The 21574-nt window shown below is 55.3% G+C and carries 19 protein-coding genes and 2 pseudogenes; 11 read left to right on the forward strand and 10 right to left on the reverse strand.

The window, feature by feature from the left end:
• Window positions 1-20: 20 nt before the first annotated feature.
• Window positions 21-1220, reverse strand: coding sequence for an MFS transporter (locus IV01_RS16005; protein WP_032627710.1), 1200 nt, complete (start codon window positions 1218-1220; stop codon window positions 21-23).
• 170 nt (window positions 1221-1390) lie between these two features.
• On the opposite strand from IV01_RS16005, the gene IV01_RS16000 reads away from it, so the two are divergent.
• Window positions 1391-2518 (forward strand): lactonase family protein, encoded by a 1128-nt coding sequence (locus tag IV01_RS16000; RefSeq protein ID WP_229636106.1) that lies wholly within the window; start codon window positions 1391-1393, stop codon window positions 2516-2518.
• 197 nt (window positions 2519-2715) lie between these two features.
• On the opposite strand, the gene IV01_RS15995 is transcribed toward IV01_RS16000, so the two are convergent.
• A complete protein-coding gene (locus tag IV01_RS15995) occupies window positions 2716-4092 on the reverse strand; it encodes an MFS transporter (protein ID WP_032627714.1) in 1377 nt (458 codons plus the stop codon).
• Window positions 4093-4167: 75 nt separating this feature from the next.
• On the reverse strand, window positions 4168-5106 hold the full coding sequence (locus tag IV01_RS15990; RefSeq protein ID WP_032627716.1) for a 2-hydroxyacid dehydrogenase: 939 nt from the start codon (window positions 5104-5106) through the stop codon (window positions 4168-4170).
• Between the two features lie 139 nt (window positions 5107-5245).
• Here IV01_RS15990 and IV01_RS0124870 point away from each other — a divergent pair, with 139 nt between their 5' ends.
• Together IV01_RS0124870 and IV01_RS0124875 are read left to right on the forward strand one after the other, a co-directional pair.
• The gene (locus IV01_RS0124870) at window positions 5246-6136 is read left to right on the forward strand and encodes a LysR family transcriptional regulator (protein WP_080290261.1); all 891 of its coding nucleotides are present in this window, start codon (window positions 5246-5248) and stop codon (window positions 6134-6136) included.
• Window positions 6137-6247: 111 nt separating this feature from the next.
• A complete protein-coding gene (locus IV01_RS0124875) occupies window positions 6248-7546 on the forward strand; it encodes a diguanylate cyclase domain-containing protein (RefSeq protein ID WP_050507405.1) in 1299 nt (432 codons plus the stop codon).
• A 142-nt stretch (window positions 7547-7688) separates the two neighbouring features.
• Here the strand turns inward: IV01_RS0124875 and IV01_RS26235 are convergent, their stop codons facing one another.
• The 3 genes from IV01_RS26235 to IV01_RS26240 all read right to left on the reverse strand — a co-directional run bounded on the left by IV01_RS26235 (window position 7689) and on the right by IV01_RS26240 (window position 9921).
• Window positions 7689-7820: a DUF2256 domain-containing protein gene (locus IV01_RS26235; RefSeq protein ID WP_080290262.1), complete on the reverse strand. Its 132-nt coding sequence runs from the start codon at window positions 7818-7820 to the stop codon at window positions 7689-7691.
• Entirely contained in the window at window positions 7817-9355 is a 1539-nt protein-coding gene (locus tag IV01_RS15985) for a cryptochrome/photolyase family protein (protein WP_032627718.1), read from the reverse strand. Before IV01_RS15985 ends, IV01_RS26235 begins: the two co-directional genes overlap by 4 nt.
• Window positions 9356-9456: 101 nt before the next feature.
• Window positions 9457-9921 carry a thiol-disulfide oxidoreductase DCC family protein gene (locus IV01_RS26240; protein WP_080290263.1) on the reverse strand — a complete coding sequence of 155 codons (465 nt, stop codon included), beginning with the start codon at window positions 9919-9921 and terminating at the stop codon, window positions 9457-9459.
• Window positions 9922-10035: 114 nt separating this feature from the next.
• Between IV01_RS26240 and arsH the strand changes: the two genes are divergently transcribed.
• Both arsH and IV01_RS0124880 read left to right on the forward strand, forming a co-directional pair.
• A complete protein-coding gene (gene arsH, locus IV01_RS15980; protein WP_032627719.1) occupies window positions 10036-10749 on the forward strand; it encodes an arsenical resistance protein ArsH in 714 nt (237 codons plus the stop codon).
• A 47-nt stretch (window positions 10750-10796) separates the two neighbouring features.
• Window positions 10797-11868 (forward strand): annotated as a pseudogene (locus tag IV01_RS0124880) (ArsO family NAD(P)H-dependent flavin-containing monooxygenase).
• A gap of 37 nt (window positions 11869-11905) precedes the next feature.
• Here the strand turns inward: IV01_RS0124880 and IV01_RS15975 are convergent.
• Window positions 11906-14494, reverse strand: coding sequence for an EAL domain-containing protein (locus IV01_RS15975; protein WP_032627721.1), 2589 nt, complete (start codon window positions 14492-14494; stop codon window positions 11906-11908).
• 274 nt (window positions 14495-14768) lie between these two features.
• Here IV01_RS15975 and IV01_RS15970 point away from each other — a divergent pair, with 274 nt between their 5' ends.
• The 4 genes and pseudogenes from IV01_RS15970 (at window position 14769) to IV01_RS15960 (ending at window position 17082) form a co-directional block, all read left to right on the forward strand.
• Window positions 14769-15203 carry a YeeE/YedE family protein gene (locus IV01_RS15970; protein WP_032627722.1) on the forward strand — a complete coding sequence of 145 codons (435 nt, stop codon included), beginning with the start codon at window positions 14769-14771 and terminating at the stop codon, window positions 15201-15203.
• A gap of 2 nt (window positions 15204-15205) precedes the next feature.
• A pseudogene (locus IV01_RS0124885) lies at window positions 15206-15639 on the forward strand (DUF6691 family protein).
• 277 nt (window positions 15640-15916) lie between these two features.
• Complete coding sequence (locus IV01_RS15965) at window positions 15917-16348, forward strand: DNA methylase (RefSeq protein WP_032627723.1); 432 nt, start codon at window positions 15917-15919, stop codon at window positions 16346-16348.
• Complete coding sequence (locus IV01_RS15960; RefSeq protein WP_050507409.1) at window positions 16345-17082, forward strand: DUF72 domain-containing protein; 738 nt, start codon at window positions 16345-16347, stop codon at window positions 17080-17082. The genes IV01_RS15965 and IV01_RS15960 overlap by 4 nt, the downstream gene beginning before the upstream one ends.
• A gap of 48 nt (window positions 17083-17130) precedes the next feature.
• Here IV01_RS15960 and IV01_RS15955 read toward each other — a convergent pair whose 3' ends face one another.
• Complete coding sequence (locus IV01_RS15955; RefSeq protein WP_032627725.1) at window positions 17131-17571, reverse strand: thiol-disulfide oxidoreductase DCC family protein; 441 nt, start codon at window positions 17569-17571, stop codon at window positions 17131-17133.
• An 87-nt stretch (window positions 17572-17658) separates the two neighbouring features.
• Window positions 17659-17934, reverse strand: coding sequence for a hypothetical protein (locus tag IV01_RS15950; RefSeq protein ID WP_032627726.1), 276 nt, complete (start codon window positions 17932-17934; stop codon window positions 17659-17661).
• A gap of 295 nt (window positions 17935-18229) precedes the next feature.
• Here IV01_RS15950 and IV01_RS15945 point away from each other — a divergent pair, with 295 nt between their 5' ends.
• Together IV01_RS15945 and IV01_RS15940 are read left to right on the forward strand one after the other, a co-directional pair.
• Window positions 18230-19561 carry an APC family permease gene (locus IV01_RS15945; protein ID WP_032627727.1) on the forward strand — a complete coding sequence of 444 codons (1332 nt, stop codon included), beginning with the start codon at window positions 18230-18232 and terminating at the stop codon, window positions 19559-19561.
• Between the two features lie 477 nt (window positions 19562-20038).
• Entirely contained in the window at window positions 20039-20503 is a 465-nt protein-coding gene (locus IV01_RS15940) for a hypothetical protein (protein ID WP_032627729.1), read from the forward strand.
• Between the two features lie 18 nt (window positions 20504-20521).
• Here IV01_RS15940 and IV01_RS15935 read toward each other — a convergent pair whose 3' ends face one another.
• Window positions 20522-21427 (reverse strand): polyprenyl synthetase family protein, encoded by a 906-nt coding sequence (locus IV01_RS15935; RefSeq protein WP_032627730.1) that lies wholly within the window; start codon window positions 21425-21427, stop codon window positions 20522-20524.
• Window positions 21428-21574: the final 147 nt, after the last annotated feature.

The raw sequence follows: 21574 nt of genomic DNA on the forward strand, positions 1-21574 counted from the left end.
CTTTTTTCCCGTGTGGTGAGTCAGAGCCTGGGGCGCCTGGACAGCAGTACCGTCAAGCCCAATCCGGCCAGTGACAACAAGGATGCAAAGAAGAAGATCCACGAATAACCCAGGCCCAGCGCAATCGCGCCCATGATCGGGCCTGCAATCGCCAGTGCCAGATCAAAAAATACCGCATAGGCACTCAGGCCCGCGCTGCGGCTGGTGGGCGGGACCTGTTTGATCGCTTCGACGCCCAATGCCGGGTAAACCAGCGACAATCCCAAGCCAGTGAGCCCGGCCCCCGTCAGGGCAAATCCCGTGTTGGGTGCAACCCACAGCAAAACCAGGCCGAGGGTTTCTACCCCCATGCAAAGGATCGCTGCAGTGAAACCACCGAGCCGATTGATCGCGTTGATGAACAACAGTCGCGCCAGGATGAAGCACACACCAAACACGCTCAGGCACCATGCCGCGCCTTCCCAGCCGCGACTGACATAAAAGAGGGTGATGAACGTGGTTATGGTGCCGTAACCAATGGATGCCAGGGTCAGGCTCAGGCCATACGGCGCAATCCGCCCGAACACCGACCAGAACGGCAGGCGCTCGCCCTTGAGCACGGGCACCGAAGGTTGTTTGCGAATGACCAGCAACGCCAGGGAAGCCATGAGCGCCAGGGCGATGCCGAGCGTGAAAAAGCCCAGCTCGTGACTCATGACATAACCCAGAGGCGCGCCGATCGCGATGGCGCCATACGAGGCGATACCATTCCAGGAAATCGCCCGGGCGGTATGTTCAGGGCCGACTTTGCCGATACACCAGCTAATGCTACCGACGCCGATCAATCCCTGGGACACGCCGAGGACCAGGCGCGAAATAATCAGGATGGTCAGGCTAGTGCCGGGCAGGTGCTCGAGCATAGCCGCCGCGAAGGTGAGAACGCCACTGAGGACAATGCCCGACAGCCCGTAGACCACCGCCAGCTTGGTGCCGATGGTGTCCGATACTTTCCCGGCCATGGGGCGGCTGAGCAGGGTTGCCAGGTATTGCGAGCCAATCGTCAGACCTGCGACAACCGCACTAAACCCCAACTGATCGTGGACATAGCCTGGCAACACAGCAATCGGCAGGCCGATGCACAAGAAGGCAACGAAGGTGTAGAAGACGATGGATACGATCTGCAAGGTGACCGTCATGGAGCTGGGCTGGGCGAGATGCGGGGGCGGGGTGGCGGCTGACATGGGCTCGTTTCGCTGGCGGGCGGTGGGGAGTGCCCCCATCATGGCAATTGCAGAAGACAAAAGAAAGCACGCTAACGATCTAATCTTCACCAACGCCGCAATCAGCAATTGCTGTATTTTTTGAGTGGTCATAGGATGTCTGATCACGACCATAAAAATAAGGATTACACGTGAGCAAACCTCTCTTAATGGCAGCAGCAATCGTCTACGGTCTCAGCATGCAAGCACAAGCAACCACTTTCGCCTACATATCCAGCCCGGGCGACGGGATGATTTCCCAGTATCAGCTCGATGAAGCCAGTGGCAAGTTGAGCCTGGTGCAACAGACCAAAGCAGGGGATATGGTCAACCCGATGGCTATCACGCCCGACGGCAAAGTGTTGTTTGCCGCATTGCGGGTCAAGCCGTTCCAAGTGGTCGGCTTCAGCATTGATCCTGAAAACGGACATCTGTCAGAACGATCCAGAGGCCCCTTGGCCGAAAGCCTGGCGTATCTGTCCACCGACCGCAGCGGGCATTACCTGATGGGCGCCTCTTATGGTGCGGACGCCGTTACGGTCCAGGCTATCGACAAGACCTACAAGCCGGATGAGAAGATCCAGACCTACAAAACCGGCCCTCATGCCCACTCAGTCAGAACTGACCCAAGCAATCGATTTGCCTACGTTGGCAATCTGGGCTCTGACCATGTGCTGCAATACAGCCTGGATGCCAAAACTGGCGCCCTGACTCCAATTGGCAGCGGGTTTGTCAGCGTCCCGACGAAAACCGGGCCGAGGCATCTGGCGTTTTCTCAGGACGGCAATTACCTCTATGTCGTAGGTGAGATGAGCGGCACCGTGACCGCCTTCGCCATTGACGATAAAACCGGTGCGCTGACGCAGAAGAGCGTCGCCAACGGTATTCCTGATCGCCTCAAGCTGGTCCACGGTGAAGCGCGCGACGCCAGCAACAATGACTTGAAGGATGACCCGACCCCTCGCATCTGGGCCGCGGATTTGCGCCTGTCACCGGATGGCAAGCTGCTGTTGATGACTGAACGCACCACCAGCTCGGTCTCGGCTTTTGCGGTTGATAGCGCAAGCGGCGCGGTCAGTTTCCTGGACAACTACCCGGTGGAAGAAAAACAACCGCGCAATATCGCGTTCTCACCAAACGGCAAGTGGTTGCTGGTGACGGGAGAGAAGGCCGATAAAGTCGGGGTTTACGCAGTAGGGGAGAAAGGCGCTCTCAAACGCGCCAGTGAAGCTGAGTCGGGCAAAGGGGCGCTGTGGATCGAGGTCCTGCAGCTCAAGTGAAGGATTGTATTCCCAAAGGCTGACGAGCAAGGCAACGATGGCGGTAGGTGTGTTGTACCGCCATCCTTCACGCGCGAAATTAAAACCCTGTAGGAGCGCACGAGCACCGCGAAGCCGCGATAGCGGATCTGTCTGATACATCGCCATCGCGGCCTCGGGGTGCTGGTGAGCGCCTACAGGAAGCATTCCACTATCACTTATATCCCAGCGCTTGGGGTCGCCTCGGTATCTTTGATAACCACCCGCTCGAAGCGTCCAGCCAGGACCAGATAACTGAAAATCCCGATCAAACCGTGCGCCGCCACAAACCACAGCGCCGAGTTGAACGAGCCGGTTGTGGCCACGAAGTAACCGATGACTACCGGGGTGATAATCCCCGCGACATTACCGATGCCGTTGAAAACCCCGCCACTCAAACCGACCATGCCCTTGGGCGCGGTATCGGACAGCACAGCCCAGCCTACCGCCGCGAGCCCCTTGCCGAAGAACGCCAGAGCCATCAGGGCAATCACCATCCAGTTGGCGTCTACGTAGTTGGCCGAAACCAGACTGGAAGCCAGTGCCATGCCGATGACAAACGGAGTCTTGCGTGCCTTGGAGGGATGTACTCCACGACGAATCAGGTAATCCGACACCACGCCACCCAGCACACCGCCGGAGAATCCGCAGATCGCCGGCATCGCGGCTACCCAGCCCGCTTCCATGATGGTCATGCCCCGGCCTTTGATCAGGTAGATCGGGAACCAGGTGATGAAGAAGTAGGTCAGTGCGGTGATGCAGTACTGCCCGAGATAAATCGCCCACAGCGTGCGGTTGTTGAAAAGCTGCATGACTTCATTCATCTTCAGCTTCGGCTTTTCAGATTTGCGCGTGGCTTCCAGATCCACCAGCGCACCTCCGTCCCTCATGTACTTGAGTTCTTGCTCGGTAAGTTTCGAGTCGCTCAGGGGCTCCTGATACAGGGCAAACCAGAACACCGTGGCGATCAGGCCCAACGCACCCATCCAGATGAACACGTGTTCCCAGCCCCAGGAGTGAGTCAGCCAGGCCATGAGCGGGGCGAATACCACCACGGCCATGTATTGCGCCGAGTTGAAGAGGGCGGAGGCGGTGCCTCGTTCGCTGGTCGGGAACCAGCAGGAGACAATTCTGTTGTTGGCCGGAAAAGCGGGAGACTCCACAAGCCCCAGCATAAAGCGCATGCCGAACAGTGCGATTGCCGCGGTTGAACCCACCAGGCCGATCCAGCCCACCGTGCCTTGCATCATAGTGAACAGTGACCAAAGAAAAAGGCTGCAGCCGTAGACCCTGCGCGCGCCAAACTTGTCCAGCAGCCAGCCCCCTGGAATCTGCCCCAGCGCATAGGCCCAGGCGAAGGCTGAGAAGATCATGCCTAGCATGATCGGGTCCAGCCCCAAGTCTTTGACTACCCCCGTGCCCGCGATGGACATGGTGGCCCGGTCGGCGTAGTTGAGGACGGTGACAATGAAGATTAGCGCCAGAATGACAAACCGGCGGCGTCCCACGTGAGCTTTCTCAAGCGGGACAGCTAGCGATGCAGTCTTGGAGGTCATGGAGCTCCCCAGCTTCCCTCATGGGGAAGTTTTTATTGTTGGAATGGGTCGTTATGTCGGTGTATCAGTAGTGCATCAGCAAGCAACAGCGGTCGGCAAGGAGGTGCCGGCAAAACAGGCCTGTAAATTGGCCAGCACAATCTCGCCCATGGCCAGCCGGGTTTGCCCGGTAGCGCTGGCACGGTGCGGTTGCAGAACCACATTGTTCAGTTGACGCAATGCCTGAGGCACATGGGGCTCATCGGCAAAGACATCGAGACCCGCACCGGCGATGGCCCCGCTCTGCAAGGCGCCAATCAGTGCTTGCTCGTCGACCAGCTTGCCCCGCGCGACATTGATCAGGTAGCCGTTGGTCCCCAACGCTTCCAGTACCGGGGCGGTGATGATTGCACTGCCTTGGTCAGCAGAAGCGGCCAGAATTAACACATCACTGCGTTTGGCCAGTTCGATCAGATCCGCCACAAAGTGGTAGCCGCTTTGCGGCTGCTCGTGCAAGTCGGTGTAATGGATTGTCATGTCGAATGCCAGCGCACGTCTGGCAATAGCGTGCCCGACACGGCCCAGGCCGACGATACCCAGCTGGATACCCGTAACCTTGCGCGCCAGCGGCTGGGCTACGCTGCCCCATTGGCCGTCACGCACGATACGATCGCCAACGCCCAGATCTCGCAGGGCCATGATCAGCAAGCCCATCCCCATGTCCGCCACATCGTCGGTCAGCACGCCTGGGGTTGTGGTGACTTGTACGCCTCGCTTGGCGGCATTGACCAGATCGACTGCATCAGTACCGATGCCGCTGATCGCGATGACTTCCAACGCCGGAAGACGATTCATCAAGCTGTTGGAGAGGCCCTTTGCTCCGCCGGTGACCACCGCGCGGATACTGCCCTGGACCTCAGTCAGAAACGCTTCCTGGTCGGCGGCCTCATACAGTCGGTGCACTGTGTAAAGGGCGCACAGCCTGGCGTCGATCAAATCCGGCACAGGCTGGGTCAGTAAAATATTGATCTTCATCTATGTTCCTTTCTTTATTTTTGTTCTGCCGGACACCGACATACGAATGCCTGTGAGCCATGCTTGTACCCTAAGATTAGGAAAATCAACGATGCCGGTCTAACATTGATACTGTATCGGTCAATTCAAGATTTGAATCATGGAACTGCATCAACTTCGCTGCTTTGTAATGGTTGCTGAAGAGCTTCATTTTGGTAAGGCTGCCAAGCGCATGTTCATGACCCAGCCGCCACTCAGTCGGCAGATCCAGATGCTGGAGCGGTCCTTGGGCGTCACATTGCTGGAGCGCAGCAACAAGTCGGTGCAGTTGACGGTTGCCGGCAAGCACTTCTTGCGCGATGCCCGGCATGTACTGGCCTATACCGAGCAGGCGGGCATGGCGGCTCGTCGACTGGCGCGAGGGGAGGCGGGGCATTTGCACCTGGGATTTACCGCCGTCAGCGGCTACAGCCTGATACCTGGTTTACTCGGTCACAGTGCTGAGCAACTGCCGAACGTAGGATTCGAACTCCATGAAATGGTCTCTGGCGCGCAAACCGAAGCGTTGGGCGCAAGCATGATTGATGTCGGCTTTGTGCGACGCGCGATGCCCCACCTTGGTTTTGACGGCGAGTTGATTGTCAGTGAGCCACTGCTGCTGGCTATGTGCAGCACCCATCCGTTGGCTCAGCAGGCAACGATAAAAATATCCGATCTGGATCGCCAGCCTTTCATCATGTATTCACCGGATGAGGGGCGATATTTCTACGACTGTATTGTCGGCATGTTTGCGATGGCAGGAGTCGCTCCGCATTATCAGCATTATCTTGGGCAAACCCACTCAATCCTTGGCCTCGTGCGGGCTGGGCTCGGCATCGCTATCGTGCCTGCCGCAGCACAGGAGCTCTACCTCGGACACCTGCAATTTCGGCGGCTTGAGGATGCGCAGCCGTTGGCCGAGATTTACATGGTCTCCAGAAACGACAATGACAACCCCGCGCTGCAACCGTTTCTGCGCATGGCGCACGATTATTTTCGCTCTATTGTGTGAAGGCTTCGCGGATTCTCAACTGAAGGATCACAGGGCAGGGTAGTTGTTTCAGTAGCAGGCCATTCCACGGCTATGCTATCGCAGCAAGCTTTATAGACATGGAGGTGTGCATTGCAAGTTGAAGACGAGGCGCTGGAAATCCTGGTCGTTGATGATCAGGAGGACAATCTGACGGAAATGGAAGAGTTGCTCGAGGCGCTTGGCAAAACCGTTCGCTGCGTCGATTCCGGTATTAAAGCTCTAGCATCCTTGAGTACAGGCAAAATTGGCCTGGTGCTTCTGGATGTTCAGATGCCCGGAATGGATGGTTTCGAAGTTGCTCGCCGTATGCGCGCTGATCCAAATACTCGCTTCACTCCGATTATCTTCATATCGGGTATGCGTCAGACCGACTCAGTGCTGGATCAGGGCTATGCCGCTGGCGCGGTGGACTTCATGACCAAGCCCGTGCATCCAACCCTGTTGCTGCATAAGGCGAGGGCGCTTCTGGAGCTCGATCACTATCGGCGTGGTTTGTTACACACCAGTGCACAGCTGGAACGCGAACGCGCTTTCAATGCGTCGATTCTGGACAACACTGCTGAGGGGATTCTGGTGATCGGTGACAATGGTCGCATTCGTTTCGCCAACCCAGCAATGGCTCGCATGCTCGGGTGTCCCAGTGATGAACTGCAGGGCACTGAGTTGATCGCCTGGATCGAGGCGCCCTATGAGGAGAACTGGCAGAACTCGGTTTGGATGGACCACATGGCACGAGGCGAAAGCCTTCGTCTGCACGACGCCAGTTTGCGCAGTCGCGACGGTAAAAGCATCCCGGTTGCGGTCTCATGTTCGCCGCTGCCCGATGGACAACAAGCCATGACGCTACTGGCGCTGGATATGTCAGCGGTACGCGAGCTGTATCGCAAACTAGAAGTCATGACTATCACCGATGCGCTCACGGGGTTGCTTAACCGCCGCGGATTCATCCATTCACTCCAGGCTGCAATTTCCCGCACCCAGCGTACCGGACGCCTGAGCGCATTACTGTTCCTGGACCTGGACGGCTTCAAACAGATCAACGACAAATTCGGCCATGATCGTGGCGACGAGGCTTTACGTTGGGTCAGCAGTCAATTGCAGATGTGCCTGAGACCCTACGATCAATTGGCCAGAATCGGCGGCGATGAGTTCACGGTCATCATTGAAGGCGTCGACGGCCGAGACGACATCGCCGCAGTGGCCGAGAAACTGGTCAGGCAAGTCTCCGCCGATCAGGATCGCTTTGCCCTGGGTGTCAGCATCGGGATTGCTTGCCTTCCTGAAAGTGGCGACAACGTGGGGGAGATCATGCGTGCTGCCGATACGGCGATGTACGAGGCCAAGCATCGGGGTAAGGGGCAGTATCGGTTTCATTTGGTGAATGGCTGAGCAGAGATTCTTTTCGCTGTTTGTGAGGAGTGTAATGCGATGAAGCCTGCTGAATTTTAACGGCGGTCGCAGAAGTACCAGGAATTAGAACTCATAACCTACGAAAAGAGCTATTTCTGATGGTTTCCTGGCTTTATCGTTATTACGGTTTGTTGCGCCGGCAGCGTTCCGAGCAGTAGCGCACTTCCTTCCAGCAGCGAGCCCATTTCTTCCTCCATGTGAATGGAAGGGTGCAGGTCACGCAGGTTTTTACTGGCAGCTCAGTCTTTTTCAAAGTGACTCACCGTCGTCTAATTTTGCGAGCAAGAACTGCCCACGCCGCCAGAGCGCCTTATGCTTGGATTCAGGCATGCGGTCGAGGTTTTTATAAATCATGCTCATGCGTTGATTACCACGCAGAGCGTCACTGTGACGCATCAGGAAGTGCCAATAGAGCGAGTTGAAAGGACAGGCGTCGTCAGTGGTGCTTTCGCTCACTTTATAGGCGCAGTCACGGCAGTAGTCAGACATGCGCTTAATATACTGGCCGCTCGCGCAATAAGGCTTAGAGCCCAGATAGCCACCGTCGGCATGCATCACCATACCCAGTGTGTTAGGTAATTCAACCCACTCGAAGGCGTCCATGTAGATTGCCAGGTACCACTCGCATATTTGGCTTGGTGCGATACCGGCCAGCAATGCAAAATTGCCGGTCACCATCAGTCTTTGGATATGGTGAGCGTAGGCATGCTCAAGGCTTTGGCCAATTGCCTGGCGCATGCAGTTCATGTTCGTTTTGCCTGTCCAGTAGAACTCTGGAAGTGATCTGGTGTTACCAAACACATTCCCATTGGCATAGTCAGGCATCTTCAGCCAGTAGACGCCCCGCACGTATTCCCGCCAACCGATCAGTTGGCGAATAAAGCCTTCGGCAGCGTTGAGGGGAATCCTGCCTGAGTAGTACGCCGATTCCACATCGCTGCAAAGCTGACGAAGATCCAGCAAGCCAATATTAAGGGCAGCGCTTATGCGCGCATGGAACAGAAAAGGCTCATCGCTAGCCATGGCGTCCTGGTAGTCGCCGAAAGCTGCAAGGCCCCAATCGAGGAAGTAATCCCATAGGGCCTGAGCTTCGGCGTGACTAACCGGATAGTTGAACGTATCAAGGGCGCCATAGTGGCTGGAGAAGTGCTTAGCCACCAATGCAAGCACATCTTGAGTGATTGCATCTGGCGTGAAGCGCACTGGTGAAGGGGGTCTAACCCCCTTGGGCATTGCCTTGCGGTTTTCTGCATCAAAGTTCCAGGCACCTCCGACCGGACTGCAATCGCCATTGAGTAACAGGCCACTCTTGCGCCGCATCTCTCGGTAGAAGAACTCCATGCGCAGCTGTTTTTTGGCTTCTGCCCAGTCAGAAAACTCAGTACGTGTGCAGAGAAAGCGACTATCGGAATGCCATTGGATCGCTAAGCCACAATCCTTGATCGACTGCTCCAGACGCCAGTCGCCGCACTCTGTGATTCGTATTTCATCGGGCTGTATCAATGCCTGCCAGCGCTGTAACTCGCCCGCCACTGACCCAGTATTTTTTGGATCATCCAGCTCAACGTATTGCACCTGCATTCCTCGCTGGCGTAGAGCCTCAGCGAAATGACGCATGGCACTAAAGATCAGGGCTATTTTTTGCGGGTGATGAGGGACATGGCTGGCTTCCTCCATCACTTCGACTAAGAGAACCGTGTCGCTTTCCTTATCTAGCCCCTGCAGTGACGACAGATTAAAAGATAACTGGTCGCCCAAGACCAGATGCAGCCGTTTAGAACTCTTCATTTAAATGATATCCCTCATAGTTTTATGTGCCTGGAGGGCAATTATCGAATGGGGGTGACCCCGCGCGGGGCTTACGGAATCAAGGGGAAATTACAGGTTTCCTACACTTGTTTTTCTGTCGGCAGCCTCGGTTTGCCTGGCACAACGTCGGCCTCCGAAACCGCACAGCTCCCGCCCCGACAGCGAGCACTGCCGTCTGGGTGAGGCAACCATGCCAAATGTGGACGCCAGCGGCAAAAAAGCCGATAGCCAACGTTGAGTAACGGCCTGGTCAACCGCCATGACAAAGGTGCAGCCCAGATACCGAGACCCGCTGCGCGCCAACTCCAAAGCGTGGCGTCCAAGCCTTTGACCCAAGTCCCGTCTGCTAACCTGGCATGCAGTGATGACTGCATGTCCCCAAGGCTGAATCCCAGACATTTGGCATCGAAGGTTTCTTCACTAATGTCCACAAAATGAAGGTGATCCGGTTCAGCTCGTGCACGAAGTATCTTGATTTCTCTAGCGCAGAGTGGACACTCACCGTCGAAGTACAACGTCAGCGGCCATTTCCCTTTCTTGTACATAACTAATCGCCTGTATAGGTTTTGTGAAAGGTAATCTTAAAAGCATGGGCTGACAATGGCCGTATGCAAGAACAATTGAGGCTGTGCCTGTTTGGCGCAAGCTTAGGAGCTCTAATGCAGGACACATTGCCAAACGTTGACAGCAACCTGATCGACATTCCTTCCCTTGAGCGACTCGAGCCGCGCACACCATCACTTCATAAACCGCGGATTTTGCTTCTGTATGGATCGACGCGAGAGCGCTCTTTCAGCCGTTTGGTCACTCAGGAGGCCGCCCGTTTGCTGGAAGCGTTTGGCGCAGAAACGAAAATCTTCGATCCCTCAGGTTTACCGCTGCCAGACGATGCTCCCGACACACATCCCAAGGTCGCTGAGTTGCGTGGACTGATGGAATGGTCTGAGGGGCAGGTGTGGTGCTCCCCCGAACGACACGGCTCCATGAGCGCGGTCTTCAAAGCGCAGATCGACTGGGTCCCGCTGGCGATTGGTGCCGTTCGACCTACGCAAGGGAAGACCCTCGCAGTCATGCAGGTCTGTGGAGGATCGCAATCATTCAACGTGGTTAATCAATTGCGCGTGCTGGGTCGCTGGATGCGGATGTTCACCATCCCAAACCAATCATCGGTAGCCAAAGCGTTCACCGAGTTCGACGAGGCAGGGCGTATGAAGCCGTCCTCGTACTACGACAGACTCGTGGACGTGATGGAAGAGCTAATGAAGTTCACGTTGCTGTTGAGGGATCGCCAGGAATTCCTGGTTGATCGCTACTCCGAGCGTAAAGAGACCGCCGAAGAGCTGTCCAAACGTGTCAATCAGCGCTCGATTTAGCTACGCATCGATGGAGGCCTTGGGTACAAGCAAATGGGTCAGGAGGGATGGCGGTGAATTCTTCAATACTTGATGTCGTGGTCATTGGCGGAGGTCAATCCGCGCTGACCGTCGCCTATTTTCTGAGGCGTTCAGGCCTTTCCTACCTATTACTCGATGCCGAGCCTGCACCCGGAGGCGCATGGCGGCATGGATGGGATTCGCTGCGACTCTTTTCCCCGTCTGCATGGAGCTCAATTGCCGGCTGGCCTATGCCTGATGTCTCCGAGGGCACTCCCGGGCGGGACGATGTTGTCGATTACCTGACTCGGTATGAGCGCCGATATGACTTCCCCATTATTCGCTCCACGCGGGTAACCCGTGTCGAGAGCATCGAAGGCGGGTTGCGCGTTTTCTCCGGGAATACTTTCTGGGATGCCAGAGCGGTCATCAGTGCAACAGGCACGTGGAGCCGCCCGGTTATTCCAACCTATCCAGGACAGGAACTGTTCGAGGGGCAGCAGATCCATTCCGCCCATTATGTTGGGCCGAGTGAGTTCGAGGGGAGGGCGGTTCTTGTCGTCGGCGGTGGCAATTCAGGTGCCCAGATTTATGCCGAGGTTTCCAAAAATGGCTCACGCAACCTGGGTCACTCAACACCCTCCAAAATATCTTCCAGATGATGTCGATGGCCGTGTCCTGTTCGAGAGAGCCACCGCTCGGTTAAAAGCGCAGCAAGCAGGCCTAGAGGGTCAACAGCCGGAAGCAGGTTTGGGCGACATCGTAATGGTGCCAGCTGTGAAGGAGGCCCGCGACCGCGGTGTGCTCAAAGCGGTACGGCCATTCACGCAGTTCACTTCGACAGGTGTTATGTGGCCATCTGGAGCCGAGACGAAGATCGATGCCGTGATCTGGTGTACCGGGTTCTCTCCCGCGCTCGACCACTTGAGCAACCTTGGTATCGTGGGCCAAGACGGCATAGTCATCGTGAACGAAAGCCGGAGTGTTGATTTACCCAATCTGTGGCTGGTGGGCTACGGCGATTGGACGGGCCTCGCCTCCGCAACATTGATCGGGGTGACCCGTACCGCCCGGGATGTGGTCAAGCAAGTCCAAACTTATCTCGCAGGATTTGCTTGATAGCTAAAGCACGAGTGACACGCCCGTATCCAGAACATCAAATCACTGTGCATGCCTGTGTCACCTTCGCCGCCTCAACCCACGCATTGAACGTTTCGCTATCGAGTGGTCTGCTTAGAAAGTAGCCTTGACCTTCATCGCAACGTACTGCCTTGAGCAATGCCAACTGCTCAACCGTCTCAATCCCTTCAGCCGTGATAGTGAGTGACAAAGCGCGGCCAAGCTCGACGATGGCTTGAATGATTGATTTGTCGTTCTCGTTTTCACCCAAGGTATTAACGAAGCTGCGGTCAATTTTCAGACCGTCGAATGGAAAAGAGCGCAGATAGCTGAGGGAAGAATATCCCGTACCAAAATCATCCAGGGATAAGCGCACGCCGAGGGCTTTTAACCCCATCATTACGTCAAGCGCACTGGCGGCATCGTCCAGCATCACGCTCTCGGTTAGTTCCAGCTCCAAACGAGCAGGATCAAATCCGGTATCGGCAAGTATTTTCTGAACGCGCGCTATCAGGTTGCCACGCTGGAACTCAGTTGGAGATAAATTCACAGACACGAACACATCCTTTTGCCAGCTACTCGCTGTGCCACAGGCGGTGTGGAGTACCCAGTCACTCAAAGGCACGATAAGTCCGGTTTCTTCGGCAATAGGTATGAATATATCCGGAGCAATCATTCCACGTTCAGGGTGCTGCCACCGCACTAGAGCCTCCGCACCGACCATTTGACCATCAGAAATGCGAATGCGGGGCTGGAAGTGCAGCCGCAGTTCGCCATGTTTAATGGCGTAACGCAGGTCGCTCTCTAGCCGACGACGCTCGATGATCTTCGCGTTCATACCGCCCGCGTAAAAGCGCCAGGTATTGCGTCCTCCCGCTTTAGCTTCGTATAAGGCTATATCGGCGTAACGCAGCAGTTCGGTGGCCTGAATTGCATCATTGGGCGCTATCGCAATCCCGATACTGGCGCTGACAAAAACTTCCTGGTCATTGATTGCAAACGGCTTTTCGATCGAATTGATCAGGCGACGGCAGAAAGCTTCAATCTGCTCTTGAGAGCCGATATCCGTGAGAATGAGTACGAATTCGTCGCCGCCAGCACGTGCGACCAGGTCGCCGCTGCGCACGCACTCCGCCAAACGGCGCGATACCTCAGTAAGCACATGATCGCCCGCGGCATGACCGAGAAGGTCATTCACCGGTTTGAAACGGTCCAGGTCAACGCTCAGCATTACCAGTGGCTGCTCATGAGTGGGAGCCGCCTCCAGCTTCCCATCCAGAAACTCTTGCAGGCGCGTCCTGTTAGGCAGGCCGGTCAGTGCGTCATGCTGCGAAAGATATTCTATGCGGCGACGGGCTTCGACTTCCTCTGTAACGTCAGTAGCTGTTCCGCGAAATCCATTGTTTGCCATTTCGCGGGCAGAGAGTCGAGTAATGCGTTGTTGACCCTTCAAGTCTGTGTAACTGCATTGCACGCTATCGTTGATTCGCCGTTTGCGCATCGCCAACCAGTGAGATATCAGGCACGAGTCGGTGTACAGCAGACTGTCTATACTCGCTCCGATCCAGTCTTCCCTCGACAGGCCTGTGACCTCTTCAAACCTTTCTGAGAGATAAGTGAAACTTCCATCCGGGTCAATTTCCCAAATCCAGTCGGAACTGGCCTCTGCGACATCGCGAAAACGTTCTTCGCTGGCTGCAAGCGTCGTCTCACTGAGCTGAAGTGATGTATAGCTATGATCAAGCGCTCTGGCTGCGAGGGTTGTCCGACGTAAAATAACGAGTGTCATTATCAAGACGAGCAGCGCAGCAGCGCCGAGCAAGGGCAGCATGAAACCCAACAATCTCTGCCCCGGTGTCTCTGGATTCCAGTGCAAAATGCCAGCGGAACCGTCTTTGCCCAGGGGCAATGTTGCGTTGGGAGGAGACTCGGAGGCCGACAATATTCGTAGCCCTTCGATACCGTAGTCAGCCCCAATCGCTTCGAGTCTTGAGTTGTCCAGGAAAATTACGAAGACCATCACTGATGCTGGGCCTTCATCTACCTCAATTGTCGGATCTGTGCCCGGTGTCAGTGCTGCGGCTGCGACCAGAACGGGTACACCACCGACGTTAAGAAAAGCGGTCACAGGCGTTTCGTTCTTTGCCGCTTCCCGAGCTTGATTGCCAAGTCCATCAAACGCTTGGCCCAGCCAGTCTTCAATCGCCACGGCTTTCAGCTCGCCCTCGATAACCGAGTAAACGGTGTGACCTGTGCCGTCGACTACGAAAACTCCTTGAAAGCCGAAGTCCGCATACAGCGTCGGCCCTGCGTTCTGGCTAACGAATGCCCAGTCGGTATCCACCTCAATGTGCAAGTGCCGATAGGCATCACCCCAGAAGGCGTAATCCTTGAGCGTCATACGTGCGGATTTTTCCAGCGAATCTACCGCTTTTTCCGTGTAGAAAACGCTTTCAGCTTCTTCAATCCTGTCGAGGTCTTGCGCCACATATATAAGCAGACAAATGGCGAGTACGAAGACAGCTGCCAATAACCCTGAGAATTTAAGCAGCGAGACACGAATCAGAGCCACACTTGAGTGGTGCTTGACCGGAATGATGGCAGCGAGAGGCGGGGTATTCAGCATAGGACTCCAAGCGATATGACAAGAGCAGAACTCTCAGTAGACAGTATCGGCTGATGCGGCTTTTTCCTAAGCGCTTGAGATTGTAGGTTCTGACTATCTTCCCGATAGCGGCCGGGCCCCCAATGGCCCTGAAAATAACCGACATGACTCTGATCCTAAGACGCGCCTGGAACTCCTAGGCAAGTGGCATACAAGCCGGCCTGATTGTGGCCTCGACCGGTGCGATTAAAGCGACCCAAGCAGGCGAACAGTAACGCTGCGCAGGAGATGTAACATGAGCATCGATTGGCTCCACTTCACACCTTGGGCTTCATTAGGCGGCGGGGCGTTGATAGGGCTGGCCGCAAGTCTGTTCGTTCTCGTGAACGGTCGCATCGCGGGAATCAGCGGCTTGCTTGGCACAATGATGCAATTTGACAGCGAAGGCTGGAGCGAGAAGACGTTGTTCCTTCTAGGCCTGATGATTGCCCCGTTGTTGTGGGGAGTGTTCGCCGTCTTGCCGGAGATCGAAATCAATACAGGGTGGCCGGCCCTCGTCATTGCTGGCCTGCTCGTAGGCGTGGGAACACGTTACGGCTCCGGCTGCACAAGTGGACACGGGGGGTGTGGAGTGTCCCGGTTGTCTCCCCGGTCAATTGTGGCAACGCTTTGTTTTATGCTCGCCGGATTTGCCACCGTGTACGTCATTCGTCATGCGCTGGGAGCCTGAATATGATCAAGCTGACTGCATTTTCCTCAGGGCTGATCTTTGGTCTGGGTCTGCTACTGGCAGGGATGACGAACCCCGCGAAGGTGTTGGCTTTTCTTGATCTTGCCGGGGCCTGGGATCCTTCACTTGCTCTGGTCATGGCAGGCGCAATCGCTGTGGCAGTTATCCCCCTGCAATGGGCGCGAATAGGCTGTCCTTGCTAGGTGCACGCATGCAGCTACCTGAGAAAAGAGCGATCGACGCCCGCTTGATCGGCGGCAGCCTGGTGTTCGGCGTAGGGTGGGGGATTGCGGGAATCTGCCCTGGGCCAGCAGTTGCAATTCTGCTAACCGGTCACTGGAAAATTCTCATATTCATATTGGCCATGCTGGCCGGAATGTACGTGTTCTCAGCCCTCGAAAGCCGCCGCACAGCTCGATCTGCAGGCAATGGCTAACGCAATCCGCAATACCTCGCTGGCGATGCTGTGTGCTCTGGCGCGCCTAAGAACGTTGAGGTTACGAGCTTCGGGGTCGTTCTTCGGCGATATTCACGAGCTTGGCGGCCGGTTACCTGGAGAGTTTTCGATGAACTTTTCTTAAGAACTCGCTTCCCTATTGAACCAGGAAGGGATGCATATTTAAGGCTACCGACTCCGAGGTATTCGTAATGGTGCGTGGCAGGAAAGGGGAGTACGCAGACAGGGACGTCTGCATACCAATAAGAGGTGAGCCATGAGCAAAAACATCGGTGCTTTGGACTTGAATATTCATTTGGGTAAAGACGATGAACATGCGTTGTTTAAATGGTTGATAGCCAGTTTTTTGATGGGCAAACGGATCCGCTCGGGCATTGCCGCAGATGCCTACAAGGTCATCATCGATAAACATCAGCGGGACACGCCGAGAAAACTTGCCGCATGCACACATGGTGAGCTGGTGAAAATGCTGGGCGAGGGGGGCTATGCCCGCTATGACGAATCCACCGCTGAGCGATTGCTGAAACTGAGTAAAAAATTGAACGAGGAATACGGCGGCAAGATTATGAAGATTCGCGAAGTCAGTGCAGACAGGGCGGATTTTGAAAAGCGGCTGACAGACTTCGAAGGTATCGGCCCCAAAACTGTAGAAATTTTCCTGCGCGATGCTCGGGAAGTGCTTTTTTGAGCCGGGCGCCAGTGTATGTGGGATGCGCAGGCTGGAATGTCGGACGTGAATACCGGCGACAGTTTGCAGGGCAGGGGAGCCATCTTGAGCTCTATTCCGAGAAGCTCAACACGGTCGAGATCAACAGCACCTTCTATCGTTCGCATCGACCGGCGACCTACAGAAAATGGGCATCCTCGGTGAGTTCGGACTTTCGTTTTTCAGTGAAAATGCCCAAGTCGATCACTCATGAAGCCCGCCTGCTCAAATGCACTGATCACCTCGACACCTTCCTGTCGGAATGCTGCGAGCTGGGCGATCGTTTAGGGTGCTTACTGGTTCAATTGCCGCCTTCTCTGGATTTCAGTTCCAGAGTCGCTGGCCACTTCTTTGAAACCCTCAGGGCTCGATATTCGGGTTGTGTGGTCATAGAGCCGCGCCATGCTTCTTGGGCCGATGCTCAGGCTTTGTTGAGTGACTATCAGATCGCGCAAGCGGCGGTTGACCCGTCGCGCTTTGACATCGACAGCGTACCCACAGGATGGGCAGGAGTCCGTTATTGGCGCTTTCACGGCTCGCCGAGGATCTATCACAGCGAATATGAGCAGGATTGGCTGATAGCTAGAGCCCGGGAAATTCTGGAAGCCAAAAGCGACGATTCTCCGGCCTGGTGCATTTTCGACAACACAGCGCAAGACGCTGCGCTGGGTAATGCGTTGTCCATGCAACGTCTTTTGAACGCGCAGCGTAGGTGAGAAACGGCAGCCGATCGATGTCGCTACCATTTCCCGTCCGCACCCTGTTTATGGCTCCAGAAAACGCTGAGCGTGATCAGCTACCGGTGTGCGGCTACTGTCGTATCTGCCAAATAGCCTGTAGCGGTTCAATGCAATCTTGTCGTATACCCAATCGCGTAGTGCCTGCGGAACGAATTTGGCCGCATTGAGCCATGGCCAGGGAAGAGGCAAGCGGGCCAGAATCTCGAACATTGCCTCTGAACGGACAAAGATCCGACCCTCAGCGATCAGAACGATGGTGTTGAATCGATCAGTAGGCAAGCCGGCCCAGGCCAGTAGCTCTTGCCCTGGCGGCGACTGTACTGTCGCGAGCCGGATGCGCCGCATGCGGTCATGACGGATGATAAATTTAGCCCAGCCGTTACACAGCTTGCAGGTACCGTCAAACAGCACAACAGTTTCCTTGGTACGCAACAGTGGTGCGGGGGACGTGGGTTGGCTAATCATCAAAAGTATCCCGTTTGTCAGCCGCTGATTTGGTGGATGGCGCTACGCGATCCCCGGCACGACCTTTTCCTGGACCTGATGCTTCAATCAGTTTTTTTCTGGCTCCTTCAGATAGCCAAGCCCAGCTGAGGAAGGCGCTTGGTGACGATCTTCGGTGGCTTGAGCTTTATGAGCCTCTGCATAATCCTTCTCCGCTTTTACTTTCTCATCAGCGGCCTGTTGGGGTTTGCCTTCAGCTTGTTTCTGCTCGGACTCTTGTACGTGCTCATTAGCATCTTGTACGTGATCTTCAGACGTCTTGTCACATGCAGATAAGCCAAGTGCGGTGGCCAGGAGCAGCGGCAACGTAAGAAATTTTGTCATGGAAAACACCTCTATTAAATGACCTAACCTATTGAACTCCCTGGGTTTGATTGGTTCAACAATGGTTATGAGGACCCGGCTGGCGATAGCGTCGCGGAATTGGGGACGCGCTGATTACCATGCTGCTCGAGGCCGTTGAATAAGCGGGTGGATCAGCCTTTGGGGCGTACCGCGAGTGTGACACTTGGCGGAGGTTTCCCATCAATCAGGCGCAACTATCGCCGACCGGTCAGTTCAAACAGCTATCCAACACCACATGACCCGAAGATTCGGCGTCAGAACACAGGAACATTTCATGGATCTGTCAGGAAACGAGCCGAATCTTTCACTAAAGCGGGTCATAACAGGGCCAATGCTGTTGCTGTTCATTCTGGGCGATGTGTTGGGCGCAGGCGTCTATGCGCTGGCCGGCACGATAGCGGGTGAGGTCGGTGGGGCAATTTGGATACCGCTACTCATCGCTTTATGTTTCGCACTCCTGACAGCAGGATCTTATGCGGAGCTAGTGACGAAATATCCTCATGCTGGTGCTGCAGCCGTGTTCGCCGGCAAAGCATTCAAATCGCCATTGATCTCGTTTCTGATTGGATTTTGTATGCTCGCAGCAGGGGTGACGAGCGCTGCTGGCTTATCGTTAGCCTTCGCTGGTGATTACCTGGCGGCATTCGTAGATGTCCATCCGCACGTGGCGGCGCTGATTTTCCTGGTTGCCATTGCGCTCCTCAATGCCAGGGGAATCAAGGAATCCATGTCAGCAAATATCGTGATGACTATGATCGAGGTAAGCGGTTTGTTACTCGTAGTGGTCGCCGCTGGCTGGTACTTCAACACAGGTGCAGCTGACATGTCCCGAGCACTGGAATTCAAGCCGGGCGTCAGTCCGGCATTTGCGGTTCTAGGCGCAGCTCTATTGGCCTTCTATTCGTTTGTCGGTTTTGAGACTTCTGCCAATTTGGCGGAAGAGATCCGCGATGTGCGTAAAACCTATCCCAGGGCTCTGTTTGGAGCATTGCTCATCGCCGGAGTCGTTTACGTACTGGTTGGAGTAGCCGCCGCAACCGTATTGAACGTTGACGAGTTGACAACTTCTTCAGCGCCCCTGCTTGAAGTCGTCAAGAAATCAGGACTGGGCATTCCTCCTTTGCTTTTTGCTTTCATTGCATTGATCGCTGTCGCTAATGGAGCCTTGTTAACGATGATCATGGCAAGTCGTCTCACCTACGGAATGGCCCGTCAGCAGTTATTACCTGAGGTCCTGCTCAAAGTACTGCCAGAGCGGCGCACGCCATGGTCAGCCATACTTGCCACAACCGTGGTCGCCGCATTGCTGACGCTGACGGGCTCATTGGAGATTCTTGCCCAGACAGTGGTCCTGCTTTTGTTGTTTGTATTTATCAGTACCAATCTGGCGGTGCTGGTGTTGCGTAATGATATTGTCTCTCACGACCATTATCGGGTGCCTGGTTGGGTACCGGTTCTGGCCATTGCTTCCTGCCTTCTGCTGATGACCCAACAAAACTCAGAAACATGGCTTCGGGCTGGAGCTCTGTTGCTAGTAGGCGCGTTCCTCTACGGCATCACCCAGATTGGTCGCAAACGTTTGATGGCCTCCAAGTCAGCTCCTTGAGTCGGTCCGCTCACTGCTGAACTCTGCTGCGCGCCGCGAGCCCTATCAACACTACCGCGTCTAGTACTCCGGCCGTCTGAAGTTATTAGCTGTGTCCCTGTTAAGGCTTTCTGGTCGGGCAATAAAGATCCGAGGTGAACTAAGTGGGTCGCCTAAAAGCCAAAATTCCAGACGAGGAAAACCGCTGCCAAGCATTGTAGAGAGGTGTCGAGTGAAAAGAAGGGCGCTCATACGCGATATTAATAATGTGTGGATAACACCTTTGCACTACTGGCGCACCCTGAGCGCAGCCATCCGACACTGCATCCGGCCATCGGGCCCACGCGAGCGTCTGCTTCGCAGATGCAGAAAGCAAGACGTCCGCCGAGAGGTAATGGCGGAGCAGATACGGCAAGAAAAGCGTTAACCCACTAGTGCTGTCTGTCAGGGCTGGCGTAGGATGCATTTACCTTACTGTCCTGACCGAGGTTTAAATCAATGCGGTGTCTAATTCTCCTGATTGGAGTATGGCTGAGCACCAGCGCTTTCGCCCAAGAGGCTTCCCAGCCTGCGATGAAATGGACGCTACTCGATCAGAACGACAAGGCTTATACGTTGAATGACAACGCGCAGGTATTGCTGATTGCCCGCAGCATGTCAGCGGCCAAGCTGCTCGACGCAGCCATTGAAGGCTATCCTGAAGGCTACCTGGAAGCCCGTCACATCGTTTATGTCGCTGACATTGAGAAAATGCCTTCGCTGATCAAACTCGTAGCGGTGCCCGCGATGCGTTCTGCCAAATACCGAATAATGCTGGATCAGGACGGCAGGGTGGCCACGCGCTATGGCGGTGATAGGGACACCGTCCAATGGCTGGCACTGAGCAATGGGTCAGTGATTCATGAGCAGCGGTTCGCTGACGCAGCAACATTGAAAAAAGCCATTGCTGAAAAGGGCCAGTAGCGCAAGGGATTTGCTGAGTCAGGCTGCGGCAATGGCTTTCTCCAGGATCATCCTCATATAACGGGTGATCGGCGAGCGTCGACCGTATACCTGAGACAAGTAGCGCTCAGCGTTCGAGAGATGTATTTGGAGCTGCTCGTGAACTTTGCGTTCCCCGTAAAGCGATACGAAGGTGGACTTGCCCTGATCCTTGCCTTGATCCTTGTCACTGTCTGGAGAGTTGTCTCGCAGGTCGTCATACATCTGGAATGCCTGGCCGAGTTCCATGGCGAAGTTCTGCAAAACGGGTCTGGTCTCGGCTACCGCATTGCTGATCAGCCAGGCGATGTCCATGATCGCGCCGAACAGCACTCCGGTCTTGAGGTCATTGGTCTGAGCGATCTCCTCCGAACTGCGGCTTTGTCGCCCGTCTCGTAAGTCTTGAAACTGCCCTCTTACAAGTCCCTGCATACCGACGGTGTCCGCAATAACTTTGACCAGTTGCGTGCGAGTCTCATGGGGGAGATCGTCAACCGTTGCCACAATACCAAATGCCCTGCTCAGCAGCGCAACAGCGGTGAGAATGGCGACGTCTTCGCCAAACTTCAAATGGACAGTGGGTCTGCCGCGCCGCAGCAGCGCGTTATCCATGCAAGGCATGTCGTCAAGCACCAACGAGGCAGCGTGAATTAACTCCACGGCGCATCCCAAATCCAGCGCTTGTGTGCCGTTATGCCCCAAGCCCTCGGCCGCAAGTATCAGCAGCACTGGTCGCATACGTTTTCCTGGCGCAAGAGTTGATTCACGCATGGCTAAAGAAACCAGGTCGCGTTCATCGCTGCACCGGGGCAGTAGCTCATCCAAGCGATTTTCAATAGCGGCGTGCACACCCATCAGATGTTCGGTAAACCCATGTTCGAGGGTTGTGCCAAGCTCCACTGTCATTGGTTCTTACCCCTCTCATCGAATTGATCAGTCCGCCTGGGCCGTCCAATCATTGCGTCAAAAATTGTGAACGACTTCGCTCGCGAGCTGCCTCAAGTTTCAGCAGCCATGTACTAAGGTTGTACGCGCAGTGTCGACTCGTACAAG

This window comes from Pseudomonas syringae, from assembly GCF_000737245.1.
GTDB lineage: Bacteria > Pseudomonadota > Gammaproteobacteria > Pseudomonadales > Pseudomonadaceae > Aquipseudomonas > Aquipseudomonas syringae_J.

Coding starts and splice junctions, on each gene's coding strand:
- IV01_RS16005 (WP_032627710.1), bottom strand. CDS start 1,220: ATGTCAGCCGCCACCCCGCCCCCGCATCTCGCCCAGCCCAGCTCCATG.
- IV01_RS15995 (WP_032627714.1), bottom strand. CDS start 4,092: ATGACCTCCAAGACTGCATCGCTAGCTGTCCCGCTTGAGAAAGCTCAC.
- IV01_RS15990 (WP_032627716.1), bottom strand. CDS start 5,106: ATGAAGATCAATATTTTACTGACCCAGCCTGTGCCGGATTTGATCGAC.
- IV01_RS0124870 (WP_080290261.1), top strand. CDS start 5,246: ATGGAACTGCATCAACTTCGCTGCTTTGTAATGGTTGCTGAAGAGCTT.
- IV01_RS15985 (WP_032627718.1), bottom strand. CDS start 9,355: ATGAAGAGTTCTAAACGGCTGCATCTGGTCTTGGGCGACCAGTTATCT.
- IV01_RS26240 (WP_080290263.1), bottom strand. CDS start 9,921: ATGTACAAGAAAGGGAAATGGCCGCTGACGTTGTACTTCGACGGTGAG.
- arsH (WP_032627719.1), top strand. CDS start 10,036: ATGCAGGACACATTGCCAAACGTTGACAGCAACCTGATCGACATTCCT.
- IV01_RS15975 (WP_032627721.1), bottom strand. CDS start 14,494: ATGCTGAATACCCCGCCTCTCGCTGCCATCATTCCGGTCAAGCACCAC.
- IV01_RS15970 (WP_032627722.1), top strand. CDS start 14,769: ATGAGCATCGATTGGCTCCACTTCACACCTTGGGCTTCATTAGGCGGC.
- IV01_RS15965 (WP_032627723.1), top strand. CDS start 15,917: ATGAGCAAAAACATCGGTGCTTTGGACTTGAATATTCATTTGGGTAAA.
- IV01_RS15955 (WP_032627725.1), bottom strand. CDS start 17,571: ATGATTAGCCAACCCACGTCCCCCGCACCACTGTTGCGTACCAAGGAA.
- IV01_RS15950 (WP_032627726.1), bottom strand. CDS start 17,934: ATGACAAAATTTCTTACGTTGCCGCTGCTCCTGGCCACCGCACTTGGC.
- IV01_RS15945 (WP_032627727.1), top strand. CDS start 18,230: ATGGATCTGTCAGGAAACGAGCCGAATCTTTCACTAAAGCGGGTCATA.
- IV01_RS15940 (WP_032627729.1), top strand. CDS start 20,039: ATGCGGTGTCTAATTCTCCTGATTGGAGTATGGCTGAGCACCAGCGCT.
- IV01_RS15935 (WP_032627730.1), bottom strand. CDS start 21,427: ATGACAGTGGAGCTTGGCACAACCCTCGAACATGGGTTTACCGAACAT.